The sequence below is a fragment of the Streptococcus sp. GMD6S genome (assembly GCF_000297015.1).
Genome location: NZ_AJRH01000050.1, coordinates 1 through 9,474, shown reverse-complemented (window position 1 = coordinate 9,474; position 9,474 = coordinate 1). Strand labels below are relative to the sequence as shown.

The following is a 9,474-nucleotide window of genomic DNA, read 5'->3' as shown; positions in this document are numbered from 1 at the left end:
CCATTTTACATGCAAAATGAATAATTGTCAAGAGGAAACCTACATTTATTCCTATTTTCCAGTTTATTAATTACTTTCTTACCTATACTTTATCAAATCATACAACTTTGTTACTGCTTGTTCAAAAGGCTCAATATATTCCCAATATTCATCAGGAAGATTTGAAATCTTACTCAAGTCATTGCTATCAAAATGATATACCAGATGACAAAGAATTTGATTTTCAATAAAATGCAAATCCCTCATCTGATCTATACTAATAGAATCGAGCTTTTCTACGTAGCGACATAAATCAGCCAGCGAGTGCGAATCAAATACTTTTTCCTCGTGTAAATAATAGAGAAAGCTTTTGTTTTCAGCTCGTATATTGTCTTTTATCAGATTATTTTCTAATAGCATACTTTCATTCTCTCCTTGTATATCATAAAATAGTAAAAATTGGACCTAACTAGATCTAGTTATTCTACCAATCTATTATACCACTTCTTTCTATTGACTCATGAAAGCTAGAAAAAAACCACTCACTCCAAAGAGCAAGTGGTTCTTGTAATTTTTATTTTTCAAGCAGGCTGAGCGCCTCAGCATCAGCGATAATAGTCACATCAGGGTGGTTTTGTAGGCTGCTTGCTGGGAGGTTCTCAGTCACTGGACCCGACACTGTTCCGGCAATGGCTTCTGCTTTCGACTCACCGTAAGCAAAGAGAATAATTGACTTGGCATCCAAGATGTTTTTAATTCCCATTGAAATGGCTTGAGTTGGAACGTCTTCAATCTTGTCAAAGAAACGTGCATTGGCTTCGATGGTAGATTGATCAAGTTCTACTAGATGCGTTTGGCTATCAAATGGAGTTCCTGGCTCGTTAAAGCCGATATGTCCATTGCGACCAATTCCCAAGATTTGCAAATCAACTGGATGGTCAGCCAAAATTTGATTATAGCGTTCTACTTCTTCTTCAGCATTATCCTTAACACCACGTGGCAAGAAGCTTTCTTTAAATGGTTTTTGGTTGAACAAGTTTTCCTGCATGAAGTAACGATAAGACTGTGGATTGTCCCCATCAAGCCCTACATACTCATCAAGGTTCACACTAGTCAGATTTGAAAAATCAAGGTCACTCTCAACGATTTCCTTGTAAAACTCAAGCGGGCTGCTTCCTGTCGCAAGTCCTAATGTTTGAGCACCATTGGCCAATTTTTCCTTCAAAATCTCAAAAGCAACTTTTCCACCTTCGACTTGATTCTCAACTTTTATAACTTTCATTTTATATCCTCCATATTTCTATATTCATTATATGGTATAGACCAATTTTTGTCAAGTGAAAACGATTTAATTTCTAAAAAAAGAGCGTCTAAACTTGAAACATGTTATAATGGATAAGATTAGAACTTAGAAAGAATAATGAAAAATGAATACAGCTGATTTTGATTTCCACTTACCTGAGGAATTGATTGCCCAAACGCCCCTTGAAAAACGAGATTCCTCCAAACTCCTTATCGTTAATCGCGAGACGGGAGAAATGCAGGATAAACACTTCCACTCCATTATCGACATGCTGGAACCTGGTGATGCCCTTGTCATGAACGACACCCGTGTTCTCCCTGCCCGCCTCTATGGTCAAAAAGAGGAGACTGGAGGCCATGTGGAACTTCTCCTGCTCAAAAATACTGCTGGTGATGAGTGGGAGGTTCTCGCCAAACCAGCCAAACGCCTCAAGGTCGGTACTCGCGTCAGCTTTGGAGATGGTCGCCTCAGCGCTGTCGTTACGGAAGAATTGACCCACGGGGGCCGCATTGTCCGCTTTGAATACCAAGGAATTTTCCTAGAAGTTTTGGAAAGTCTGGGTGAAATGCCACTACCACCCTACATCCACGAAAAACTAGATGACCGTGAACGTTATCAAACGGTTTACGCTAAAGAAAGTGGCTCTGCTGCAGCACCGACTGCTGGATTGCACTTCACCAAAGAACTGCTAGCAGAAATCCAAGCCAAGGGTGTCCATTTGGTTTATTTGACCCTCCACGTTGGTTTAGGAACCTTTAGACCTGTTTCTGTTGACAATCTGGACGAACATGAAATGCACTCGGAGTTCTACCAACTTTCTGATGAAGCAGCTGCCACCCTTCGCTCAGTCAAGGAAAATGGAGGTCGCGTCATCGCTGTAGGAACCACTTCAATCCGCACACTGGAAACCATCGGTTCCAAGTTTGATGGGCAAATCCAGGCTGATTCTGGCTGGACTAATATCTTTATCAAACCAGGCTACGACTGGAAGGTTGTAGATGCTTTTTCAACCAACTTCCACCTACCCAAGTCAACTCTTGTCATGCTAGTTTCTGCCTTTGCCGGTCGTGACTTAGTCCTAGATGCCTATCACCATGCCATCCAAGAACACTACCGCTTCTTCAGTTTTGGAGATGCCATGTTTATCTATTAAGAAAATCCCTATTAGGAAACCTAATAGGGATTTTTCTAATTATTCCATACCAAACTTTGGATCTTTCAAACTCTGAACACTTGCATTGATAACTGCTCCGATAATTAAAATCTTTGCAATGAGAATAAACCAGAACATCATGACTACCACGATAATGGAACTGAAAAATCGGACATCAACCAGATGATTGACATAACTATTTACGTAGACAGAAAAGATATTCAATAAAAAGATAAGAGTTAGCAAGACAAAGACACTTCCTGGCAAAACATAGCGGATTCGTGGTGCTTTTACTTTTGGGAGGAAGTAATAAATCATAACCAGAATGGCAAAGATCAAGGCATAGACCAGAGGGCCTGTAAAGTCTTGCAGATAGGAGAATAGCGAACTGTCTGATTGCCAGTAAGTTTTGAGGAGGTTGAGCAACATACGACCAAACATACTCAAAAACAAGGCAAAGGCAAAAAGTATCTGCAAGCCGAAACTAACAAGTAGACTCATCAACTGATGGGAGATAATTCCTCGACTCTTGGTCACCCCATAGGCTTTGTTAAAAGCTTTTTGGAGGAAATCCATTGATTTCGAAAAGGTCCAGAGGGCAGATAAAACGGCAAAACTCAGCAAACCAGTTGATGGTTGAGTCAGAACTTCTCGTACAATCTTGGCAACCACATCATACACCGTATCAGGCAAGAATTCCTTGATTGTCAGTAAGAAATTTGAGACTGGAATCTGAAAATAAGGCAAAATATTGACCATTATCATTAGCAAAGGAAAGATTGAAATCAACCAATAGTAGGCAACCGCAACACTGGTCAACTCACTATCAGATGCTTGATAATAATGCAAAAAAGCTTTCAATAAGGGCCTGTCCATCAGCTCTTTCCACCACTTTTTCATGTTCCATCCTCCGTCATTTTCTTCATCATCTAAGTTCTTCTGATTAAATCTAGCATATCATAAGGTAAAGTATTTGCGGCCTCTTTCAGAGAATAATTCTCTAAATTATTCACATTTTGGCGTAGTTTTTTGGCATACTTGGCTGTTATCAGTTTAGCTTCTTCGTATTCAAAGATTGCCTTACGTTCGAGATAGTAGCCTCGTAGCATTTCATCAATATTGTTTGGCTTGATGCGATTGATAACCCGCTCAACAAAGGCACCACTTCCGATAATGGCCGTCTCGCGTAGACGAGATTCTTGCATAAAACTAATCAGAGAACTCTTGTAAACCCCTTTTAGGTTTTCCAAACTCTCGATAATCAACTCTGTATTTTCCAAATACAACTCTGAAATCTGATCATAGTCAACTGCTAGTAGTTTACGAGATTCTTCATTTATCCAACTACGGAAAGTTTTGCCAAAGGTAAACATTTCATGGAGTAGAAAGCGCAGTATCCGTAAGGAAACTAGGAAGTAATAAGTCACTCTAGAAGCGAAATTCCGATTGATACTCTGCTCCATGTTTTTTAGGTAACGTTGGTAAACTCGATAGCCACGCTCGCTGATTCTATTTTCTTCATAGGCTTGCTCCAAACCGTCACTCTCAATACTCAAGATAAGAAGCTTGAGGGACTCCCAGTCCTCTTGGACTCTCTTATTTTCCAGACTAAGGATGAGGTTTTCAATCCGACCATGGTAATTATCAATAGCTGCATAAAGAGGAAGTTTGTTCTTGTGATGGTCCAGTTCTTTTTCTAATTCTGCAGCTACATCATTCAGAATCGCAATATGCATCAAATGATCCTTGCTTTCCTCTTGTTCTTCAGATAAGTGAGGGAGGACCAATAAACCTGTTAGAAAGCTCAATAGTGTAACGCCTGCTACAAGGAAGAGTAAGAGAGGGTATTCCTGCTCCAAATGACTTGGTATGAGGAGAATGGTCGCGATAGATACTGTCCCTTTGACACCAGAGAAGGTCAAAAGAAGCATATCTTTCATGTACTTATGAATTTTTTTCTTAAGTCGACGCGTCCTCACAAAGTAAAAACCAGCAATCATGACAAAGCGGATCGCAAAAAGCAAGAATGTCAGAACGACAACTGAAATCAGTAAAAGAAGGGGATTGTAGAGAGAATTAGACAAAATCGGCTCTGCTATCAACTCTAATTCCATTCCCAAGAGAACAAAGACTGATCCATTTAGCATAAAGGTCACGGTGTGCCAGACGGTCTCCGTCACGGTGTCTACCTGAGCCTCAAGGAGCGTAATTTTCTTAAAGCGACTGGCCTTCAAAATACCTGCAACCACTACTGCGATAATCCCTGAAACATGAAACTCTTCTGCAATGAAAAAGGTCATGAGTGGCAAACTTAGCTCTAGCAATAGTTCACTGGCTATATCTATCGCTCGTACACTCAGCAAAAAGCTATGCAAGAAACGATTGACCATAGCCGTCACAAAACCGACTACAAAACCACCAAAGATAGAAAGTGCTAGGGAAGTTCCTGCTTGGCTGAATGAAAACGTTCCTGTTGTCCAAGCAGCAAGAGCCATCTGAAAGGCAACCAAACCAGAAGCATCATTTAAGAGTCCTTCCCCTTTTAGGATATTAGAAACCCGTTTTGGAAAACGAAAACGTTCAGAAAGAGATGCAAAGGCAACCAAATCTGTTGGCCCAAGTGCCGCTCCAACTGCTAAACAGGCAGCTAAAGGAAGGATCATCCAAAGGAAGTGAGCCATGCCCCCTAAACTTAAAGTCGAGATAAAAATCACAGGAAAAATCAGAAAGACGACAATCCGCCAGTGCTTCAAAATGGACGTAATATCCGCTTCTTCTGCCTCCCGGAAAAGTAAGGGACCAATAACCATGGCTAGAAACAGCTCTGTATTGAGATGAAAGTCCGCATCGGGAACAAATAAGCCAATCCCAATCCCTAAAAGGATTTGCACAAGAGGAAGGGGCAAAAAAGGGAGAAGTTTATTGGTCGTAGTTGAAATGATTAAGACAAATAAAAATAGAATCAAGTAAATAAGTAATTCCACACAATTCCTCCTTAATCTTTTTTACAACAAGATTCAAAAATCTCCTTTTGCTCTTGGATTTTCTGATCAATCTTAGAACAGTCTTTGTGCTCAATTTTTTTCTGGCATCGTTCCATTTCAAGAGCCACTAATTTTTTCTTGATTTTAAGCATTTTCTTGCTCATATGTGCTTCGTCGAGTACCCCGACTGCTCGCTCGTGATGCGTTGACTCGACAAAATTTTGGCGCATTGTCTCAAGCTTCTCACGAAGGTATTGTTTATCCATGTCTATACCTTTCTAATTTTTCAATCATAACTAAAAACGGTGGATTATTAACTTGGTTGAGAGTCCGATAAATGGCAGCTGTATACTCTTGTTGGTTCAACTGGCTAACAAAATCCAATACAGCATCCCTCTCGGTGTCTCCTCCTTCATGACCATAGTAAATCATGATCGCAATCCGTCCTCCTTTGACAAGCAAATGACACAGTTTCTCTAATGCTTCGATAGTAGTCTGAGGTTGTGTGATGACGGATTTGTCAGCAGAAGGTAAATAACCCAGATTGAAAATCCCTGCCTTAGCTTCTGTAACAAACTGGTCTAGCGTCTCATGACCTTGCAAGATTAACTGGGCATTTGTCATTCCAGTCTGATCCAAACGCTCTTGCGTCTTCTCCAAAGCCTGCTCCTGGATATCAAAGGCATAGACTTGCTTGGCTAGCTTGGCTAAAAAAAGGGTATCGTGGCCATTACCCATGGTCGCATCCACTACAATATCCTCTTTTGTCACAACTTCCGCTAAAAAATCATGTGCCATCTCAAGTGGTCTTTTCATTTTAAAACTCCTGTTTTACAGCCTTGCATCCTTGCACACTTCCACGACGTCGCATCTCAGTTTCAATAGCATTTAGCACTTCCCATTTATTGAGGCTCCACATAGGACCAATCAGCATATCTCTAGGTGCATCTCCTGTAATTCGATGGATGACGATATGCTTAGGAATGATTTCTAGTTGGTCACAAATGACCTTGACATACTCGTCCTGACTCATCAGTTGCAAGCGTCCTTCGTGGTAATCTCGCTGCATCCGTGTATTAGTCATCAGGTGAAGCAAGTGCAGTTTAATTCCTTGAATATCATTGTCCGTGACACAGCGACGGACATTTTCAATCATCATCTCATGAGTCTCACCGGGCAAACCATTGATCAAATGGGAAACAATCTCAATCTTGGGATACTTTCTCAAGCGTTTTACTGTTTCAACATACAATTCATAAGAATGGGCACGGTTAATCAGGTCAGAGGTTGCTTCAAAGGTTGTCTGTAATCCCAATTCAACCGTCAAATGCATGCGTTCCGATAACTCAGCCAAATATTCGATTGTTTCATCAGGTAAGCAATCCGGACGTGTTCCGATATTGATCCCTACTACACCTGGCTCGTTGATAGCCTGCTCATAACGTTCCCGAATCACTTCCACCTTTTCATGGGTGTTGGTAAAGTTTTGGAAATAAACCAAGTACTTCTGAACATCTGGCCATTTGCGGTGCATAAAGTCAATTTCCTTATAAAATTGCTCACGAATAGGGGCATCCGGTGCCACGATGGCATCTCCAGAACCTGAAACCGTACAAAAAGTACAGCCCCCATGAGCTACAGTTCCATCCCGATTTGGACAGTCAAATCCCGCATCGATAGGAACTTTGAAAGTCTTCTCTCCAAAAAGTTTTCGATAATAATCATTCAAGGTATTATAAGATTTCATAACTTTCATTATAACAAAAAACACCTACAATCTCAAAAGCCTGACTTTCCAACAAATTCCCTTGTTTCTCATTTCCTTTAGCGTTTTTTTATGATACAATATGGGTATGATTTTAATGAAAATAGCATCTATTTTATTATTGATATTAACCTTGGTGGTTTGCTTTATTGTCACCAAGCTTTTCGGACTTAGGAAAATAGGATTTAATTTCGCGGATCTAGCTTTTCCACTGTTGGTATTCGAGTATTACCTGATTACTGCTAAAGCCTTTACCCACAACTTTCTACCGCGACTTGGAGTCGCACTTTCTCTCCTAGCAATCCTCCTTGTAGTCTTTTTCCTTGTCAAAAAACGAAGTTTTTATTACCCTAAATTCATCAAATTCTTCTGGAGAGCCGGTTTTCTCCTTACCTTAATCATCTATATTGCTATGATTGTCGAATTGATGATGCTCCCATAAAAAACATTCCCTCAGACAGCTGTCTAAGGGAATGTTTTTATCTTCATAACTTGTTTTCTAAGCTCTACCAAGATACTTTTTTTATTTCCTAAATGTTAAGGCGTAGAATTTACCATCCCAAAGAAGTTTCATTTCCTTTTCCTTAACTTCACTTGGAACAGCATTCTCAATTTCACTCAAATCAACAGTAGCATCTTTAAAATAATCCTTACTAAAATGATTTTTCTTATATTGCTGATCCACATAGTCAGCCGTCTCATCTGCAATTAAAAGCTTGGTTCCTGGCTTCGCCACTCGTAGCATTTCCTGCATAGCCTTGGCCTTATCATTGAAAAAATTGATTCCGCCAATATGGTAGACAATGTCAAAACTATTATCCGCAAAGGGTAAATCCTCCGCGCAAGCATGGAAAAGTTGCAAATTAGTCTTTTTAGCGCAAGATTTCTGGCATTTTTCTAGCATACTGATAGAAATATCTACCCCTACAAAGTCTAAACTTTTCAGGTCAATTGTCTCAGGGATATAACGGAGGTCTTGACCAGTCCCGATAGAGACATAAAGAACTGATAAATTATCTTTCCATTCTATTTCCTCCATCAGATCCCTTCTCAACTTATCAATCGCCTTGCCGTGGAGAAGTGGTCCTATCCATTTCTCACTCATATCATACCAACGAGCCATACGGTTATACATGGTCATGTATTTAGCATTATCTCCAGATAGATAATCTGGATTAAGAGACAGATAGATAGCCACTTCTTTTTGAAAATTTTCTACCTCCAAACCTGACTTCAATTTATCTTGTAATCTTGTTTCAATCATATGCAACATCTCCTTTTCTATTTGTCACCTATTATAGTGGAATTCATCGCAAAAACAATAGCTTTTTAGTAAGTGGCAACTATCCACTTGTATCTGGTAGTAGAACCAGGGTTAGTTACAAAAAAACAAGTGCCAATTTCCATTGACACTTGTTTCCACTTTTAAACTGTCTTGCAAAATTTCGTGAAAGATACCGTTTAAAAAACTTAATCTTCTTTTTTGCGTCTTGCCAAGAATCCTGTTCCCAATCCAAGAAGGGCGATTCCAGCTACTAGAGCCACTTGGTTAGACTTGCTTCCTGTATTAGGCAATTCCCCACCTTTTTTAGGCTTACCTGGTTCATTTGGTTTGCCAGGTGTTGGTTTTTCAGGAGTGTGCGTATTTGTAATGTTGTAACCTTCTACTGAAGCTGTATAACCATCTGGAACATTCACTTCTTCAACAGTGTAGGCAATCTCCTTACCTTCTTGATAACGATCAAGATCTGTAAATTCATAAGTCCAACCACTTGCTTCTGAAGCTATTGCAGTTTTACCAGTATCTTTACCATTGGCAAATAGTTTAACTGTAATAGATGCTGGGCGAGCGTCTTTATGGTTTTCATCACCTTTCCAGATTTTCTTACCTTTTACAGATGTTTTCTCTGGTGTATGAGTGTTGGTCACATTCATACCAGTTTCAGTAGCTGTGTAAACTGTAGGAACACCAACTTCTTTGACTGTGTACTCGATTGGCTTACCATTTTGGTAACGGTCCAGATTAGTAAATTCATACTTCCAGCCTGTTTCCGCTGTGGCTGTAGCTTCTTGGCCAGTTTCTTTACCATTCGCAAGTAGCTTCACTGTGATAGATGCTGGACGGATACGATCTTGGTCGTTATTGTCAATCCAAGTCTTTTGTCCACTTACAGCAATTTTTTCTGGTGTATATTCATTGGTAATGGTGTACTTACCTTCTTTTTCTGTGGTGATTGTTGAAGTATATCCTTTCACAACCACTTCTTTGACAGTATACTTGATTAGTTTA

Annotated in this window: 11 protein-coding genes; 2 read left to right on the top strand and 9 right to left on the bottom strand. The window is 40.0% G+C overall.

All coding sequences use genetic code 11. The annotated features are described in order from the left end of the window. Window positions 1–78 precede the first annotated feature (78 nt). Both GMD6S_RS07280 and GMD6S_RS07275 read right to left on the bottom strand, forming a co-directional pair. Window positions 79–399: a hypothetical protein gene (locus tag GMD6S_RS07280; RefSeq protein ID WP_000923698.1), complete on the bottom strand. Its 321-nt coding sequence runs from the start codon at window positions 397–399 to the stop codon at window positions 79–81. A 154-nt stretch (window positions 400–553) separates the two neighbouring features. Continuing rightward, entirely contained in the window at window positions 554–1,261 is a 708-nt protein-coding gene (locus GMD6S_RS07275; protein WP_000864607.1) for a glucosamine-6-phosphate deaminase, read from the bottom strand. A gap of 145 nt (window positions 1,262–1,406) precedes the next feature. Here GMD6S_RS07275 and queA point away from each other — a divergent pair, with 145 nt between their 5' ends. Beyond that, window positions 1,407–2,435, top strand: coding sequence for a tRNA preQ1(34) S-adenosylmethionine ribosyltransferase-isomerase QueA (queA, locus tag GMD6S_RS07270; protein WP_001090174.1), 1,029 nt, complete (start codon window positions 1,407–1,409; stop codon window positions 2,433–2,435). 39 nt (window positions 2,436–2,474) lie between these two features. On the opposite strand, the gene GMD6S_RS07265 is transcribed toward queA, so the two are convergent. From GMD6S_RS07265 to GMD6S_RS07245, 5 genes are read right to left on the bottom strand one after another with little or no spacing between them, the layout of a single operon-like run. Beyond that, window positions 2,475–3,335 carry a YihY/virulence factor BrkB family protein gene (locus GMD6S_RS07265; RefSeq protein WP_000759518.1) on the bottom strand — a complete coding sequence of 287 codons (861 nt, stop codon included), beginning with the start codon at window positions 3,333–3,335 and terminating at the stop codon, window positions 2,475–2,477. A gap of 29 nt (window positions 3,336–3,364) precedes the next feature. Beyond that, entirely contained in the window at window positions 3,365–5,419 is a 2,055-nt protein-coding gene (locus GMD6S_RS07260) for a cation:proton antiporter (protein ID WP_000421608.1), read from the bottom strand. 11 nt (window positions 5,420–5,430) lie between these two features. Beyond that, entirely contained in the window at window positions 5,431–5,685 is a 255-nt protein-coding gene (locus tag GMD6S_RS07255) for a hypothetical protein (RefSeq protein WP_000361100.1), read from the bottom strand. Beyond that, window positions 5,678–6,235, bottom strand: a complete 558-nt coding sequence (locus tag GMD6S_RS07250) for a tRNA (mnm(5)s(2)U34)-methyltransferase (protein ID WP_000828424.1) — start codon at window positions 6,233–6,235, stop codon at window positions 5,678–5,680. Before GMD6S_RS07250 ends, GMD6S_RS07255 begins: the two co-directional genes overlap by 8 nt. A gap of 1 nt (window position 6,236) precedes the next feature. Then, window positions 6,237–7,175 carry a TIGR01212 family radical SAM protein gene (locus tag GMD6S_RS07245; protein ID WP_000867024.1) on the bottom strand — a complete coding sequence of 313 codons (939 nt, stop codon included), beginning with the start codon at window positions 7,173–7,175 and terminating at the stop codon, window positions 6,237–6,239. 91 nt (window positions 7,176–7,266) lie between these two features. On the opposite strand from GMD6S_RS07245, the gene GMD6S_RS07240 reads away from it, so the two are divergent. Further along, a complete protein-coding gene (locus GMD6S_RS07240; RefSeq protein ID WP_000525394.1) occupies window positions 7,267–7,626 on the top strand; it encodes a DUF3397 domain-containing protein in 360 nt (119 codons plus the stop codon). A gap of 81 nt (window positions 7,627–7,707) precedes the next feature. Here GMD6S_RS07240 and GMD6S_RS07235 read toward each other — a convergent pair whose 3' ends face one another. Continuing rightward, window positions 7,708–8,448 (bottom strand): class I SAM-dependent methyltransferase, encoded by a 741-nt coding sequence (locus GMD6S_RS07235; protein ID WP_000573484.1) that lies wholly within the window; start codon window positions 8,446–8,448, stop codon window positions 7,708–7,710. 206 nt (window positions 8,449–8,654) lie between these two features. Next, a partial coding sequence (locus GMD6S_RS07230; protein WP_000596824.1) for a Cna B-type domain-containing protein occupies window positions 8,655–9,474 on the bottom strand: 820 nt, incomplete at its 5' end.

Coding starts and splice junctions, on each gene's coding strand:
- queA (WP_001090174.1), top strand. CDS start 1,407: ATGAATACAGCTGATTTTGATTTCCACTTACCTGAGGAATTGATTGCC.
- GMD6S_RS07235 (WP_000573484.1), bottom strand. CDS start 8,448: ATGATTGAAACAAGATTACAAGATAAATTGAAGTCAGGTTTGGAGGTA.
- GMD6S_RS07265 (WP_000759518.1), bottom strand. CDS start 3,335: ATGAAAAAGTGGTGGAAAGAGCTGATGGACAGGCCCTTATTGAAAGCT.
- GMD6S_RS07250 (WP_000828424.1), bottom strand. CDS start 6,235: ATGAAAAGACCACTTGAGATGGCACATGATTTTTTAGCGGAAGTTGTG.
- GMD6S_RS07275 (WP_000864607.1), bottom strand. CDS start 1,261: ATGAAAGTTATAAAAGTTGAGAATCAAGTCGAAGGTGGAAAAGTTGCT.
- GMD6S_RS07280 (WP_000923698.1), bottom strand. CDS start 399: ATGCTATTAGAAAATAATCTGATAAAAGACAATATACGAGCTGAAAAC.
- GMD6S_RS07255 (WP_000361100.1), bottom strand. CDS start 5,685: ATGGATAAACAATACCTTCGTGAGAAGCTTGAGACAATGCGCCAAAAT.
- GMD6S_RS07245 (WP_000867024.1), bottom strand. CDS start 7,175: ATGAAAGTTATGAAATCTTATAATACCTTGAATGATTATTATCGAAAA.
- GMD6S_RS07240 (WP_000525394.1), top strand. CDS start 7,267: ATGGGTATGATTTTAATGAAAATAGCATCTATTTTATTATTGATATTA.